Origin of the sequence: Streptomyces torulosus, assembly GCF_001419765.1 — a bacterium.
In the GTDB taxonomy this organism is placed as follows: Bacteria; Actinomycetota; Actinomycetes; order Streptomycetales; family Streptomycetaceae; genus Streptomyces; species Streptomyces torulosus.
Window position 1 is genome coordinate 13,227 of sequence record NZ_LIRK01000387.1, and the last position, 14,100, is coordinate 27,326.

The 14,100-nt window shown below is 72.6% G+C and carries 13 protein-coding genes; 4 read left to right on the plus strand and 9 right to left on the minus strand.

What is annotated here, in order from left to right; genetic code table 11:
• The first annotated feature begins 64 nt into the window (after window positions 1–64).
• Window positions 65–1,105, plus strand: a complete 1,041-nt coding sequence (locus AOK23_RS26110; protein ID WP_055715080.1) for a DUF2510 domain-containing protein — start codon at window positions 65–67, stop codon at window positions 1,103–1,105.
• A gap of 130 nt (window positions 1,106–1,235) precedes the next feature.
• Here the strand turns inward: AOK23_RS26110 and AOK23_RS26115 are convergent, their stop codons facing one another.
• On the minus strand, window positions 1,236–1,850 hold the full coding sequence (locus AOK23_RS26115; protein WP_055715081.1) for a TetR/AcrR family transcriptional regulator: 615 nt from the start codon (window positions 1,848–1,850) through the stop codon (window positions 1,236–1,238).
• 245 nt (window positions 1,851–2,095) lie between these two features.
• Here AOK23_RS26115 and AOK23_RS26120 point away from each other — a divergent pair, with 245 nt between their 5' ends.
• Window positions 2,096–2,890 carry a phosphatase PAP2 family protein gene (locus tag AOK23_RS26120; RefSeq protein ID WP_055715082.1) on the plus strand — a complete coding sequence of 265 codons (795 nt, stop codon included), beginning with the start codon at window positions 2,096–2,098 and terminating at the stop codon, window positions 2,888–2,890.
• Complete coding sequence (locus AOK23_RS26125) at window positions 2,887–3,837, plus strand: DMT family protein (RefSeq protein WP_055715083.1); 951 nt, start codon at window positions 2,887–2,889, stop codon at window positions 3,835–3,837. Before AOK23_RS26120 ends, AOK23_RS26125 begins: the two co-directional genes overlap by 4 nt.
• Window positions 3,838–3,987: 150 nt before the next feature.
• On the opposite strand, the gene AOK23_RS26130 is transcribed toward AOK23_RS26125, so the two are convergent.
• The 8 genes from AOK23_RS26130 to AOK23_RS26165 all read right to left on the minus strand — a co-directional run bounded on the left by AOK23_RS26130 (window position 3,988) and on the right by AOK23_RS26165 (window position 13,055).
• Window positions 3,988–6,057: a phosphocholine-specific phospholipase C gene (locus AOK23_RS26130; protein ID WP_055715084.1), complete on the minus strand. Its 2,070-nt coding sequence runs from the start codon at window positions 6,055–6,057 to the stop codon at window positions 3,988–3,990.
• 170 nt (window positions 6,058–6,227) lie between these two features.
• Window positions 6,228–6,974 (minus strand): SDR family NAD(P)-dependent oxidoreductase, encoded by a 747-nt coding sequence (locus AOK23_RS26135; protein WP_055715085.1) that lies wholly within the window; start codon window positions 6,972–6,974, stop codon window positions 6,228–6,230.
• Window positions 6,971–7,900: a fumarylacetoacetate hydrolase family protein gene (locus AOK23_RS26140; RefSeq protein ID WP_055715086.1), complete on the minus strand. Its 930-nt coding sequence runs from the start codon at window positions 7,898–7,900 to the stop codon at window positions 6,971–6,973. The genes AOK23_RS26135 and AOK23_RS26140 overlap by 4 nt, the downstream gene beginning before the upstream one ends.
• Window positions 7,901–7,913: 13 nt before the next feature.
• The gene (locus tag AOK23_RS26145) at window positions 7,914–8,852 is read right to left on the minus strand and encodes a VOC family protein (RefSeq protein ID WP_055715087.1); all 939 of its coding nucleotides are present in this window, start codon (window positions 8,850–8,852) and stop codon (window positions 7,914–7,916) included.
• A 30-nt stretch (window positions 8,853–8,882) separates the two neighbouring features.
• Complete coding sequence (locus AOK23_RS26150; protein ID WP_055715088.1) at window positions 8,883–9,881, minus strand: amidohydrolase family protein; 999 nt, start codon at window positions 9,879–9,881, stop codon at window positions 8,883–8,885.
• Window positions 9,878–11,002 (minus strand): FAD-dependent oxidoreductase, encoded by a 1,125-nt coding sequence (locus AOK23_RS26155; protein ID WP_055715089.1) that lies wholly within the window; start codon window positions 11,000–11,002, stop codon window positions 9,878–9,880. Before AOK23_RS26155 ends, AOK23_RS26150 begins: the two co-directional genes overlap by 4 nt.
• Window positions 11,003–11,025: 23 nt before the next feature.
• On the minus strand, window positions 11,026–12,042 hold the full coding sequence (locus AOK23_RS26160) for a cyclase family protein (RefSeq protein WP_055715090.1): 1,017 nt from the start codon (window positions 12,040–12,042) through the stop codon (window positions 11,026–11,028).
• A complete protein-coding gene (locus tag AOK23_RS26165) occupies window positions 12,039–13,055 on the minus strand; it encodes a fumarylacetoacetate hydrolase family protein (RefSeq protein ID WP_055715091.1) in 1,017 nt (338 codons plus the stop codon). The genes AOK23_RS26160 and AOK23_RS26165 overlap by 4 nt, the downstream gene beginning before the upstream one ends.
• Window positions 13,056–13,186: 131 nt before the next feature.
• On the opposite strand from AOK23_RS26165, the gene AOK23_RS26170 reads away from it, so the two are divergent.
• On the plus strand, window positions 13,187–14,095 hold the full coding sequence (locus AOK23_RS26170; protein WP_055715092.1) for a LysR family transcriptional regulator: 909 nt from the start codon (window positions 13,187–13,189) through the stop codon (window positions 14,093–14,095).
• Window positions 14,096–14,100 lie beyond the last annotated feature (5 nt).

The window sequence follows — 14,100 nt, forward strand, 5'->3', positions numbered from 1 at the left end:
CTCGGCGCGGCCAATTCCGGTCCCCTCTCATCCGCTTTTCACTCCGGCCTCATACGGTGGCGTCATGACGCAGGTGACTCCTCCCGGCTGGTACCCCGATCCCGGCCAGACGAATGACGCGCCGCCCACCGAGCGCTGGTGGGACGGCAGGGCGTGGACGGACCAGGTCCGGCCCGCGGGCTCGGCCGGGACGTTCGGCCCTCCGGCCTTCCCGCCGGCCGCCGGGCCGTACCCGCCCGGCGCCGCACCGGCGTATCCCGGATACCCGGCGTACGGTGCCCCGGCGCCGAAGCGCGGGCTGCGCACGGGCATAGCCGTCACCGTGGCCGTCGCGGTCCTGGCGTGTATCGGGATCGGCGCGTACGCCCTGGTCGGCAGGGACGGCGGCGGCGACGGCAGCACGACGTCGCAGGGCCCTGGGGGGCAGGACGGCCGGGGCGGCGACGGTGGGCGGGACGGCGGCTCCGGCGGTCAGGGCGGGCCCGGCGGCTCGGGCGGTTCCGGTGGCTCCGGCGGACAGTCGCCGGCGCCGGACGGCTCCGGGAGGCCGCCGCAGACCGAGGACGGGTACGCCACCGACTCGACGAACGGCATCAGCATCCCGGTGCCTGACGGCTGGGTCACCTCTCCGCTGCCGGTCGGCGCGCAGGTGGTGACGGAGGCGTCGTACAAGTGCCCCGCCGACCCGTCGAAGAACTGCACGCGCGGTGGCGCGTATTCGATGCCGGCCAAGGAGCTGAACCTGAAGGCCACCACGGCGGAGGCGGCGGCCAAGGAGGACATCGCCCAGAACGCCGAGGACGCCTACGGCACCGAGGGCTACGGCAAGATCAGCTCGCACAAGGAGCTGGCCTCGAAGGCGGTGACCGTGGCCGGCGAGAAGGGCTATCTGGTCCGTTGGAAGGTGGCGACCAGCAAGGGCGACGACGGTTATGTCGAGTCGCTCGCGTTCCCGTCCCCGGCCGACTCCTCGCGGCTCGTCGTGGTGCGCTTCGGCATCGACGTCAGCGACGAGGCCCCCGAGCAGTCGGTGATCGACGACATCACCGAGGGCATCAAGAAGGCGGCGATCACCAGCGGCGGGGGCAACGGCCAGGACGTGTGAGTCGGCCGGGTGGGGTTCCTCTCCGCTCCAGAGGAACCCCACCCGGCCGAGGGGGTGCGCGCCGCCCCCGTCCCCACGGTGCGGCGCGATCGGGTCGCCGTCCGGTCATCCCTGAACGGCGGCCCGAGCATCAGGTGAGGCCGAGCGCGGGGAACACGGCCGCCTCCATGAATCTGATGATGTACGTCTCGTCCGCGTCCTGCCCCTCCAGGACCGGGCGGGCCCGGAGGACCCCGAAGATCTGGGCCGGCACGAACTCCAGCGCGGGATGGTCGGCGGGGACCTCACCCCGTGCGACACCGCGGTCGATCATGGCCTTGAGGGCGTCGATCTCGGGCTCGACGAGGGCGTCGCGCAGGGCGGCCCGCAGCTCCTCGTCCTGGACGACGGCCTGGCCGAGCGCCTGGTAGATCCGCCCTTCCAGGGCGAACCCCTCGCTCGCCTGCCGGGCCACTTCGCGCAGGTCCCCGCGGAGGGACCCGGTGTCGATGCCGCCGAAGCGCACGCTGCGGCGGGCGCGCAGCGCCGCGGCCACGAACTGGGGCTTGTTCTTCCACTGCCGGTAGAGCGTGGACTTGCTGCAGCGGGTGCTCGCGGCGACACCCTCCATGGTCACCGAGTCGTAGCCGCACTCGCGGATCTGTTCGAGCACGGCGTCGAAGAACTCCCGTTCACGCTCCGGCGTGATCTTGGAGCGGCGCGAGGCGACGGCCGTGTCCGGCCCGTCCGCGGCCTGCGACGTCATGACTCTCGTCTCCTTCGGTCGGGTCACATCCATGGGGCCTGCCGAGACGTCACTGTACCGGAACGCCAACGTATCGGTACAGCACCGTATCGATACCCCCTAGTTTCGGTACAGTGCCGTATCGGTACACTCGCGTATCGGAACTGTCTCGTATCGGAACAGGTCCGTATCGGTACGCGTTCGTGTCGTTCGTCGTGCCGCCAGGGAACCAGCGCCACCAGCGCCGTCAGGGAAAGGGCCGGGGGATGGAATGCCGCACCGCGCCTTCGGAGCCGGCCGCCGCGACACCGCGGCCGCCCCTCGTCCGTGAGCTCCTGCTCGTCGCAGGTCTCTTCCTCCTCTACAAGTTCGGCCGGACGCTGACGAGCGGGCACACCGCCGAGGCCTTCCGCGACGCCGACCGCGTCTGGGGGTGGGAGCGCGCGCTCCATCTGCCCGGCGAGGGGGCCGTGCAGTCCGCGCTGCTGCACGGCGACACGCTGGTCCACCTCGCGAACGTCTACTACGCGACCGTCCACTTCCCGGCCACCGCGGCGTTCCTGGTGTGGCTGTACCTGCGGCGCCCCGCGCACTACGTGTGGGCCCGCCGGGTCCTCGCGGCCGTCACCGCCGCCGCCCTGCTGCTCCATCTGGCCTTTCCGCTGGCCCCGCCGCGGATGCTGGAGGCGGCGGGTCTCGTCGACACCGGGCAGGTGTACGGGCCGACGGTGTACTCGGCCGTCCCGACGACCGACTCGCTGGCGAACCAGTTCGCGGCGATGCCCTCGCTCCACTTCGGCTGGGCCCTGACGGTCGCGATCGGGCTGATCGCCGCGACCCGCTCCCGGTGGCGCGTGCTCTGGCTACTGCACCCGCTGGTCACGCTGCTGGTGATCGTCGGCACCGCGAACCACTACTGGCTGGACGCGATCGTGGCGGGCGGGCTGCTGGGTATCGCCCTCGCCTTGATCCGGGTCCCGCGCCGGGCGGTCACGACCGCCCGGCGGCCGGTGGGGCTCGCCCCCGTCGAGGAGCCCGCGCTGGTCGGAGCGGGCCGATGAACGCCACCCTCGTCGCCGTCGCCCTCTCCCTCGTCTCGGCCGTCGCCTACGCGGCGGCCGCCGTCGCCCAGGAGCGGCTCGCCGCCCTCGACGCCGGCACCGGGGTACGGCGGATGCTCACCAGCGGCGCCTGGTGGAGTTCGGTCGCGCTCAACGCCGGGGCCGCGCTGCTGCACGTGGTCGCCCTGAAGTACGGGCCCCTCACCGTGGTCCAGCCCCTGGGCGCACTCACCCTCGTGGCGGCCGTGCCACTGGGGGCGCGGCTGGCCGGGCGGCGGGTCGGCGCGATGGAGTGGCGCGGTACGGCGCTCACGCTGGTGGGGCTCGCGGCGATCCTGGTCACCGCGTCCGGTTCCGCTCCGGGCGACGTGCTGAGCGTGCCGGAGGCGGTCGCCGTCGCCGGGGCCACGGCCGCGCTGATCGGGCTGCTGTCCCGGCGCGGAACCCGGCCCGGGCTGCGGCACGCGACCGCGTCCGGGGTGGCGTCGGGCGTAGCCTCCGCGCTGACCCAGACGGTCACCGTGGCCGCGACCGACCCCTCGGGCGCCCTGCTGAGCGTCGAGGTCGTCGTCGTGGCCCTCCTGGTCGCGGCCTTCGCCGTGGGCGGCCTGTTCCTCTCGCAGACGGCCTACCGGGGCGGCCTGGGCGCCCCGCTCGCGGTGGTGACCCTGGCGAACCCGGTCGCGGCCGCGGTGATCGGCCTGTCCCTCCTCGGTGAGGGCCTGCGGGGTGGCGCGGCGGGCGTACTCCTCGCCCTGGCCGGGGCGGTGGTGGCGGGCCGGGGCGTGGTCCTCCTGACCCGCGCCCCGCGCACCGCCCCACACCCGCACCCGCACCCGCACCCGCACCCGGCCGACGGGACCCACCCGGTGGCCGCGGTGCTGTCCCTGGAGCCCCAGCAGGCGCCCACGGAACCGTCACTGCTCCCCAAGCTGACCCCGCTCTGACCTCTCTCTGGCCCTCTCTGACCTCTCGGGCCGGGGGCAGCGACCACGCCCCTGGCGGCGGCGGGCCGCCCCCAGGCGCACGGGGAACCGCGCGAACGGCCACGACGGCCCTCGGACACTCGACCGCTGCTCCCCCGCGCTCTCAGGCCGTCAGGCGTCGGCCTTCCGGCCCAGCGCCGGGTCGCTCACGCCCACCCGGCCGTTCTCCACATGGCCCGCGAAGCGGCGGACGTAGCCGGGTGCCGCCGACGTGGTCACCGTCAGGTCGTACCAGCGGTGGCTCGCCCGGAGGTCCACGACGCGCCGGACGGTGGCCCCGGCCCGCACCCTGACCGTACTGCCCTGACCGGCGCCGTACCCGCTGCGGATCCTCAGGCTCACCGCGGCGGAACCCTTGTTGGTGAAGGTCAGTTCCACGTCGCCGCCGACGGGCCGCGCGGTGACCTCCAGCCCCGCAGAGGGGCCCTTGCCCGGCCCCTCGAAGGCGCGCAGGAAGCCGTTCGGGCCGTGCACCGTGAGGTCGTAGGAGCCGCCCGAGGCCGCCAGGTTCCATCTGTCGGAGAGGGTTGTGCCCGCCCCGGTGGTGTACGTCCACGGCCCGTCCGTGCGGTTGCCGGAGGTGACGAGGAACGCGGCACCGGCCCTCGCGCCGGAGGCGAACGTGAGCGTGAAGGTCCCGGCGGCCGGGTCGGCCGAACCGTCCACCCTGGGCGCGTACAGGAGCGGCCGGGCGGGCCGCAGCCCCCGCTCCTGCCTCGGCATGCTCGGGTCGGCCGGCACGGTCGGCCGGTAGTCGGGGTGCCGTTCGCGGTCCGACGGCTCGTACGCGTCCGTGTCGGGCAGCGCGGCCGGTCGGCTGTCCTTGCGGGAGAAGTCGAACGCGGAGGTCAGGTCACCGCAGATGGCGCGCCGCCAGGGCGAGATGTTGGGCTCCCGCACCCCGAACCGGCGCTCCATGAACCGCACGATCGACGTGTGGTCGAACGTCTCGGAGCACACGAAGCCGCCCTTGCTCCACGGCGACACCACCAGCATCGGCACCCGCGGTCCGAGCCCGTACGGCCCGGCGACGTGCGTCGCGCTCCCGGCGAAGAGGTCCAGGCCGACGTCGACGGTCGACCTGCCCTGCGCGGCCGAGCGCGGCGGCAGCGGCGGCACGACGTGGTCGAAGAACCCGTCGTTCTCGTCGTACGTGATGAACAGCGCGGTCCGCGCCCAGACGTCCGGGTCGGAGGTGAGCGCGTCCAGGACCTGGGAGATGTACCAGGCGCCGTAGTTCGAGGGCCAGTTGGAGTGCTCGGAGAACGCCTCGGGCGCCGCGATCCAGGAGACCTGCGGCAGCCGGCCCGCCTTCACGTCCGCCTTCAGCTGGTCGACATAGCCGTCGCCGGCCTTGACGTTCGTACCGGTCCGGGCCTTGTCGTACCAGGGGTCGCCGGGCTTGGCCTCGCGGTACTTGTTGAAGTAGAGCAGGGAGTTGTCGCCGTAGTTGCCGCGGTAGGCGTCGGCGATCCAGCCCCAGGAGCCGGCCGCGTCCAGGCCGTCGCCGATGTCCTGGTAGATCTTCCAGGAGATCCCGGCCGCTTCGAGGCGCTCGGGGTACGTCGTCCAGCCGTAGCCGCGTTCGTCGTTGCCGAGGACGGGGCCGCCGCCGGTGCCGTCGTTGCCCGTGCAGCCGGACCACATGTAGTAGCGGTTCGGGTCGGTGGAGCCGATGAACGAGCAGTGGTACGCGTCGCACACGGTGAAGGTGTCGGCGAGGGCGTAGTGGAAGGGGATGTCCTCGCGGGTCAGGTACGCCATGGTCGTGGTGCCCTTGGCGGGCACCCACCTGTCGTACTTGCCGCCGTTGTAGGCGGCGTGCCCGTCGGGCCAGCCGTGCGGCAGGCCCTCCAAAAACTGCATGCCGAGGTCGTCGGCCTCGGGGTGGAACGGCAGGACGTCCTTGGTGCCGTCCGACTGGTGCCACACCGTCTTCCCGTTGTCCAGGGTGACCGGGTGCGGGTCACCGAAGCCGCGTACGCCTCTCAGCGAGCCGAAGTAGTGGTCGAAGGACCGGTTCTCCTGCATCAGGACGACGATGTGCTCGACGTCCTCGATGGTGCCGGAACGGTGGTGCGCGGGCAGTGCCGCGGCCCGCTGGATGCTGGCCGACAGAGCGGTGAACGCCGTGGTGGCGCCCGCTACCTGGAGGAATCGCCGCCGGTTGACTTCAGGCATGGGTGGATGACCTCTTGTCCTGACGTGGTGCGTCGGATGTGACCTGCGCGCTAGGAATGGTCCAAGAGGAACGAATGTCGGGGAAGGGTCCGTGGCGCGGATGTGACCGACCGGGGGCCGCGACGCGAACAGCGCCGGGCGGGAGGGTCACGGGGGCGCCAAGGGTCGTGTCAGGTCGGCTCCGTGCGCAGCGCGTCCGAGAGGGACTTGGCGCCGCCGTGCGCGGTGAGGCCGCCGTCGACCGGGATCTCGGCCCCGGTGATGAAGGAGGCCTCGTCGGAGAGCAGGAACACCACGAGCGGGGCGACCTCGTGGACGGTGCCGACCCGGCCGAGCGGTGTCTCGCGGAGGTTCGCCTCGCGGAAGGCGGGTGCGGCCGAGGCGGTCATGTCGGTCTCGATGAAGCCGGGGTGGATGGTGTTCACGCGGATGCCCCGGGGCCCGAGTTCCGTGGCGGCGGCCTTCGACAGCCCGCGCAGCGCCCATTTGCTGGCCGTGTAGGCGACCGGGTAGTGGCCGGTGAGCGCGGCGGAGGAGCCGACGTTGACGACGGACGAGCCGGGCGGCATCAGCGGGGCCAGGTGCTGGATCCCCAGCAGCGGGCCGGTGACGTTGACTGCGTGGACGCGGGCGAAGTCCTCGGGGCGGACGTCGCCGACGCGGGCGCGCCAGGTGACGCCCGCGTTGTTGACGAGGCCGTGCACCTGCCCGTACGACGCCTGCAGCCAGGCGGCGAGTTCGGTCCACTCCCGCTCGCTGGTGACATCGAGGCGGCGGCAGTCGCCCTCCGGTCGCGCGTCCGTGGCGACCACCCGGGCGCCCTCCCTGGCCAGTGCCTCGGCCTCGGCGGCGCCCTGGCCGCGCGCGGCGCCGGTGACGACGACCACCTTCCCGGCGAGCCTCCCCCGCGCGCTCACGGCCGCTCCCGGGGGCGTCGGCGGGCGAGCGGCAGCGGCACCGGATCGGCGCCGGGGACCACCGTGTTGGAGACCGTGCCGATGCCCTCGACGGTGAGGGTGACGGTGTCGCCGGGCCTCAGCGGCGGCGGGGACGGCTCGCCCCGTACGCCCCACAGTTCCGCGAGACAGCCGCCGTTGCCGCATGTGCCCGAGCCGAGGACGTCACCGGGGCGCACCCAGGTGCCCCGGGAGGCGTAGGCGGTCATCTCCTCGAAGGTCCAGCTCATGTTCGACAGCAGGTCCCGCCCGACGACCTCGCCGTTCACCGAGGCGGTCAGGGCCAGCCGCAGGAAGCCGTCGGCGTCCCGGAACTCCTCCAGTTCGTCGGCGGTGACGAGGTACGGGCCGAGGGTGGCGGCGGTGTCCTTGCCCTTGCAGGGGCCGAGCCCGACCCGCATCTCACGGGACTGGAGGTCCCGCGCGGACCAGTCGTTGAGGATCGTGTAGCCGACGATGTGGTCACGGGCCTGTTCGGGGGTGAGGTCGCGGCCCGCGCGGCCGATGACCGCGGCGACCTCCAGTTCGAAGTCCAGCAGGCCGGACCCCGGCGGCACGGGTACGTCGTCGTACGGGCCGACGACCGCGTACGGGTTGGTGAAGTAGAAGGTCGGCGCGTCGTACCAGGCGTCGGGCACCCCGCCCGCCCCGTCGACCGACCGCCGTACGCCCTCGACGTGTTCCTCGAAGGTGACGAAGTCCCGGACGGTGGACGGTTCCAGCGGCGGCAGCAGCCGTACGTCGGCCAGCGGCACGGCAGGCCCGGTCGGGCGGGCCCCCGCCGCCGCGTCGAGCGGCGAGGTCCCCTCCGGCAGCGGCCGTACGAGGGTGTCCTCGACGACTCCGCAGTGGCGCCGCCCCCGGTACAGGTAAGTGGCGATACGCAAGGGTCGGCGCCCCTTACACCGGCGGGGCGACGAACACGCCGCGGTCGACGTCGTTGAACGACTCCTTGGCGACCAGCTCGTTCATCGGGTTCGCGGTGCCCCACTGGTCGGACACCTCGGGCCGGGAGAAGTCGTAGACGCTCGGGTGCCAGGTGTCCTCGTCGAGCAGCTCCAGCTCGGTGGTGTACTCGACGGTGTTGCCCTGCGGGTCCAGGAAGTAGGTGAACGTGTTGTCGCCCGCCATGTGCCGGCCGGGGCCCCAGATCTTGCGGTGCCCGGCGCGGATCACTCGGCCGGAGCCGCGCATGTATTCGTCGATGCCGCGCATCTCGAAGGAGATGTGGTGCAGGGAGGTGTGCGGGCCCTGGGCGATCGCCATGGAGTGGTGCTGGTTGCTGATCCGCATGAAGTGCATCGCCTCGCCCATCCTCGGGTGCATGAGCGTGTCGGAGAGGCGGAAACCGAGGTGGGTCTCGTACCACGCGCGGGTGCGGTTGAGGTCCGGGGAGTTGAGGACGACGTGGGACAGCTTGACCGGGATCGACTCCTTCTCCTCGATCTTCCGGTGCCGCCTGACCTCGACGTCGGCCAAGACCTCGACGGTGCGTCCGTCGACGTCGAAGAAGCGGAAGCCGTAGCCGCCGCCGGGGGTGTCCGCCTTCCCCGGTCGGGAGATCAACTGCACTCCCCCGGCGAGGAGTCGCTCGGCGAGCATGTCGACGTCGGCCGTCGAGGCGGCGCCGTAGGAGACGAGGTCGAGGCGCTTGTCGTCCGCCTTCCGCAGCCGTACGACGTACTGCTCCGGGGAGCCCTCGGCGGCGAGGAAGGAGATCCCGGAGTCCTCGGCGACCTGGGTCAGGCCCCAGACGCCGGCGTAGAAGTCGAGCTGCTTGTCGTAGTCGGGCACGGCGAGGTCGACGTGCCGCAGATGGGTGAGCAGGCGTGCGCTCATGGTGGGGTGTCCTCCTGTGTGTGTGGGGGGTCAGGTGAGGCGCAGCAGGGCGGCCGCGTTGCCGCCCCGTACGGCGTGGAAGTCGGCGTCGGGCAGCCGGGCCGCGCGCAGCGCGCCGACCGGGTCCTCGGTGCCCATGTCGAAGGGGAAGTCGGAGCCGAGCAGCACCCGGTCCGGCCCGACCACCCGGACCAACTCCCGCAGCACGTAAGGGTCGTGGACCAGGGAGTCGTAGTAGAGGCGCCCGAGGTAGCTGCTGGGCATGTGTGCGCAGCCCGCGCCCGCGTCGGAACGGGTGGTCCAGGCGTGGTCGGAGCGGCCGATGTGGGTGGGCAGATAGCCGCCGCCGTGAGCGGCGATCAGCTTCAGCTGGGGGTGGCGGTCCAGGACGCCGGAGAAGATCAGATGGGACAGCGCGACGGCGTTCTCGGTGGGCTGGCCGACGGTGTTGGACAGGTACCACCGGTCCAGCCGCTCGTCGAGGGTGCAGCCGAAGGGGTGCAGGAAGAGGAGCGCGCCGGTCTCCTCGGCCCGGGTCCAGAGCGGTTCGTAGGCCGGGTCGGACAGGTCCCGGCCGGGCGCGTGGGACGAAAGCTCCACGCCCAGGAGCCCTTGGTCCAGGGCGTGTTCGAGGGCGGGTACAGCGAGGTCCGGGTGCTGCAGGGGTGCCAGTCCGAGCCCGTGCAGCCGTCGTGGTGCCCGGGCGCAGTGCGCGGCCGTCGCCTCGCCGGCGAGCCGGTACAGCTTCTCGGCCGTCTCCTCGTCCGCCCACTGGTGGTAGTGCGAGGGGGACGGGCTGACCAGCTGGACGTCCACGCCCTGCGCGTCCATCGCGGCCAGCCGTACGGCGACGTCGGTCAGTTTCGGGACGCGTTCGCGCACCATGGGGCCGTTGACGGCGAGGGCGGCGGGGCCGTTGCGGCGGGCGTCCAGCGCCCTGGCCTCGGCGAGGCCCGGGTGGCCGGCGACGAGGGCGTCGACCTCGGGCAGCAGCACGTGCGCGTGGACGTCGACGGTGGGCGGGGTCACGGCAGTTCCTTGAGGGCGGTCATGGTGGCGCCGATCAGCCCCGGTACGTCGCCCTGGACACCGTCGAGCTGCCACTGCCCGATCTGCACGGAGGAGTCAACGACCTTCCGGACGCGGTCGATCCGCCTCTCGTAGTACCGGGTGAGCAGTTCCTCGCCCCACGCCGCACCGCTCGTCAGCAGCTGGGCCAGCACCCAGGCGTCCTCCAGGGACATCGCCGCGCCCTGCGCCATCGTGGGCGGGCAGCAGTGGGCGGCGTCGCCGACGAGGACGACCCGGCCCCGGTGCCATGAGCCCTCGACCAACAGCCGGTCGAACCAGGTGTAGTTGACCTGCGCGGGGTCGGTGATGGACGCACGGATCTCGTCCCAGACACCGCCGTAGCCCCCGGCGAGACGGCGCATCTCCTCGGCGTACGACTCGGGCGGGATCGTGGCACGGTCGCGGTTGGGCTCCACGAGGTACGCGTAGAGGGAGTCCTCGCCGGTGGGTGTGTAGCCGGCGATGAAGCAGGGCCCGCCGTGGGCAAGGTCGCTGCGCCGCACACCGGCCGGGCGGGGCGCCGGGGTGCGCCAGATGGCCATGCCGGTCGGCTCGGGTTTGTCGTCGATGCCGATGGCGGCGCGGGTCGCGGAGTTGAGGCCGTCGGCGGCCACCACCAGGTCGTAGCGGCCCTCGGTGCCGTCGCTGAAACGGACGTCGACGCCGTCGCCGTCCTGGGCGACGATCTCGACGGTGGTGCCGAGCCGGACGTGCGCGCCGCAGGCCCGGACGGCGTCGGTGAGGATGCTCTGGAGCACCGGGCGCCGCATGCCGAGGGTGGCCGGCAGGTCGTCCCCGCCGGTGCGGATGTCCTCGTTGACGTGCAGGACGGTGCCGTCGGGTGTGGTCAGCCCGAGGGAGTCGAAGCAGAAGCCGTGCTCGCGGACCTCGTCCCAGACGCCGATCTCGCGCAGCACCCGCAGGGCGTTGCCCTGGAGGGTGATGCCGGACCCGCGCACGTTCCAGTCCGCCTTGACCTCGACGAGGTCCACGGCGATGCCGGCCCGCCGCAGCAGTACGGTCGTCGCGTTGCCGGAGGTGCCTCCTCCGACGACCAGGACGGTTCTCTGTCTCTCCATGGCCGGCTCCTTCGCTGGGCGGGTCACTTGACGGCGATCGGGTTGACCGGTGAGCCGACGGCTCCGGTGACGGGCAGGGGCGCGGCGGTGAGCCAGAACGCGTACACGCCGTCGGCGGCACAGTCCGCGGCGAGGGCGTCCGGGTCCCACATCTCGCCGATGAGCAGCCCGATGTGGGGGATGGCGACCTGGTGCAGGGGCTGGAAAGCGTGGTCGAACTCGTTGGGCCGGACCTCGAAGCCCCAGGTGTCGGTGGCGACGGCCGCGATCTCGGTGCGGTGCAGCCAGCCCGCCGTGGTGAACGACAGTCCGGGCGCGTCACCGCCCGCGTAGTCGCCCCAGCCCTCCCGGCGGGCCCGGGTCAGCCGTCCGGTGCGGACGACGACGATGTCTCCGCGGCCGACGGTCACGCCGTGGGCCTCGGCGGTCGCCGTCAGATGCTCCTCGGTGACGGCGAACCCGTCGGGCAACTCGCCGTCCCGCCCGACGACCCGGCCGACGTCGAGGAGGACGCCGCGGCCCGCGACGTACGGCGCCATGTGCTCGATGCCGGTGACCAGGTCTCCCTCGGAGGTGACGGTGGTCGCGGCGTCGCGCCCGTTCCAGGCCCTGCCGTGGTCGAAGATGTGGCCGAGGCCGTCCCACTGCGTGGAGCACTGCAACGGCATGCTGATCACGTCGTCGGCGCCGCCGATGCCGTGCGGGAAGCCCTGGTTGCCGAAGGCCGCGTCGGTGCCGGTGTCCAGCATGGTGTGGACGGGGTTGGTGCGGCGCCGCCAGCCCTTCTGCGGTCCGTTCATGTCGAAGGACTGCGAGAGGGAGAAGGCGTCACCCCGGCGCACCAGCGCGGCGCCCTCGCGCCGCTTGGCCCCGTCGAGGAAGTTGAGCGTGCCGAGCACGTCGTCGGCGCCCCAGCGCCCCCAGTTGGAGCAGGTTCTGGCGGCCTCGGCGATGGCGCCCTCGGGATCGGTGCGGTCGAGCGCGCCGTAGGGATCGGTGCGGTCGAGGCCGCGGTCGGGATCGGCGCGGTCGAGGGTCATCGGGTGGTCTCCGCGACGCAGCGGGTGCGCTGGGCGCCGAGCCCGGTGATCGTGCCGTCCATCACGTCGCCGTCGCGCAGCAGGCGGCCCCAGTGCAGGCCGTTGCCGGCCGGGGAGCCGGTCAGCACCAGGTCGCCGGGCAGGAGCCGTGCGGCCTGCGAGGCGTACGACACGAGCCGCGCGACACCGAAGATCATGTCCTTGGTGGACTCGTCCTGCATGGTGTCGCCGTTCAGCTTCAGCGTGACGCGCAGGTCACCGGGGTCGGCGATCGACTCGGCGGGCACGATCCACGGGCCGAGCGGGGTGAAGCCGGGCGCGTTCTTGCTGCGCAGCCAGTCGGTGCCGATGGCCTTCATGTCCCTACGGAAGACGGTGGCCCGGTCGGTGAGGTCGTTGGCGATCGTGTACCCGGCGACGTGTTCCAGCGCCTCCGCCACGGGGACGCGGTAGGCGGGCCGGCCGATCACCACCGCCAACTCCAGTTCCCAGTCGGGCTGTTCGGCCCAGTCGGGCAGCTCGACATCGTCGTACGGGCCGGTGATCGCACTCGGCAGACCGATGAACACATAGGGCAGGTCCTCGGCCGCCCGCCGGTCCATGACGGCGGCGATCTCGGCCCGCGCCTCCTCGACGGTGCGCGGATCGTCCGGGGCCCGGTGCGCGGCCTCCAGGTCGATCACGTGCTGCCGGTAGTTGGCGCCGGACTGGAAGACCTGGCGAGGCTCGACGGGGGCGTGCACGCTCAGGGTGTCGAGCGGCTGCCAGTCGCCGCTCGTCGCGGCCGTAGCGGCCACCGCGGCCGCCGCCAGACTGCGCAGGCGGGGCAGCCGCTCGTCCCAGCGTTCGAAGAGTCCCCGGGTCGTCAGCGCGGGCTCGCCGAGGGCCGTACGAAGGTTCAGCACCCGCCCCTCGGGGACCACGAGGCCGGGGAAAGGCGCCTGGCCGGAGTCGGAGAAGGTACCGAGGGCGAAAGGACCGGTGAAGGTCGCGGAAAGGGCAGCGGGTTTCACGGGCGTGTCCTCCAGATTGCGGTGCGACTAATCTGGCGCCACCTCGCTTAATCTGGGAAATCGATTCTTCTGATGTGGATCATCCATCGCGCGAATAGGGCCGTCGTCGGCGGCTCCGGTCTGGAGGTGTCGTGTCCCTGTCCGGCCTCGACCTCAATCTCGTCCTGTCCCTGCGGGCGCTGCTGGAGGAACGCAATGTGACGCGCGCCGGGCAACGCGTCGGGCTCAGTCAGCCGGCGATGAGCGCGGCCCTCGCCCGGTTGCGCCGCCACTTCGACGACGAACTCCTCTCCCGCGTCGGCGGCCAGTACGAGCTGACCGCGCTCGGCCGCGCCCTGCTGGACCGCTCGGCCACCGCCTGCGACCTGCTGGAGCGGGTCTTCAGCAGCAGGGCCGACTTCCTGCCGGGCAGCGAGGAGCACGAGTTCACCCTGCTCGCCTCCGACTACGCCATCGCCGTGTTCGGTGCCGAACTGGCCCGCCGGGTCCATGCCGAGGCGCCCGGCGTACGGCTGCACTTCCGGCACACGCCGCCCGATGTCACGGAGGACACCGCGACGCTGCTCAGCGCGGCGGACGGTCTGCTGATGCCGCACGGCGTCATCGGCGGGTTCCCCGCGGTCGAGCTGTTCACCGACGGATGGGCCTTCCTCGCCGCCGAGACCAACGACGAGGTGGGCGACCGGCTGACCATGGCGGACCTGGCACGGCTGCCCTGGGTCATCTACCAGCGCACCTACGACGCCCCCGCCGCGCGGCAGTTGAGCATGCTCGGCATCGAACCCCGCGTCGAGGTCTCCGTCGACAGCTTCCAGGTGCTGCCCTTCCTGGTCGCCGGAACCCGCCGGATCGCCCTGGTGCAGCGTCGCCTGGCCGAGCGCCTGAGCTGCGTGGCCGCCGTACGCGTCATGGAACCGCCCTACGAGGTGGTGCCCCTCCAGGAAGCCCTGTGGTGGCACCCCGTCCACACCCACGACGCGGCCCACGTCTGGCTGCGCGAGACGGCGGCGCGGGTGGGGGCGGAGTTGGGGGTGTCGTAGGAGGG

What these genes read in the sequence shown, in the direction of transcription:
- AOK23_RS26110 (WP_055715080.1), top strand. Translation starts at nt 65, where the DNA reads ATGACGCAGGTGACTCCTCCCGGCTGGTACCCCGATCCCGGCCAGACG.
- AOK23_RS26115 (WP_055715081.1), bottom strand. Translation starts at nt 1,850, where the DNA reads ATGACGTCGCAGGCCGCGGACGGGCCGGACACGGCCGTCGCCTCGCGC.
- AOK23_RS26120 (WP_055715082.1), top strand. Translation starts at nt 2,096, where the DNA reads ATGGAATGCCGCACCGCGCCTTCGGAGCCGGCCGCCGCGACACCGCGG.
- AOK23_RS26160 (WP_055715090.1), bottom strand. Translation starts at nt 12,042, where the DNA reads ATGACCCTCGACCGCGCCGATCCCGACCGCGGCCTCGACCGCACCGAT.
- AOK23_RS26125 (WP_055715083.1), top strand. Translation starts at nt 2,887, where the DNA reads ATGAACGCCACCCTCGTCGCCGTCGCCCTCTCCCTCGTCTCGGCCGTC.
- AOK23_RS26130 (WP_055715084.1), bottom strand. Translation starts at nt 6,057, where the DNA reads ATGCCTGAAGTCAACCGGCGGCGATTCCTCCAGGTAGCGGGCGCCACC.
- AOK23_RS26145 (WP_055715087.1), bottom strand. Translation starts at nt 8,852, where the DNA reads ATGAGCGCACGCCTGCTCACCCATCTGCGGCACGTCGACCTCGCCGTG.
- AOK23_RS26155 (WP_055715089.1), bottom strand. Translation starts at nt 11,002, where the DNA reads ATGGAGAGACAGAGAACCGTCCTGGTCGTCGGAGGAGGCACCTCCGGC.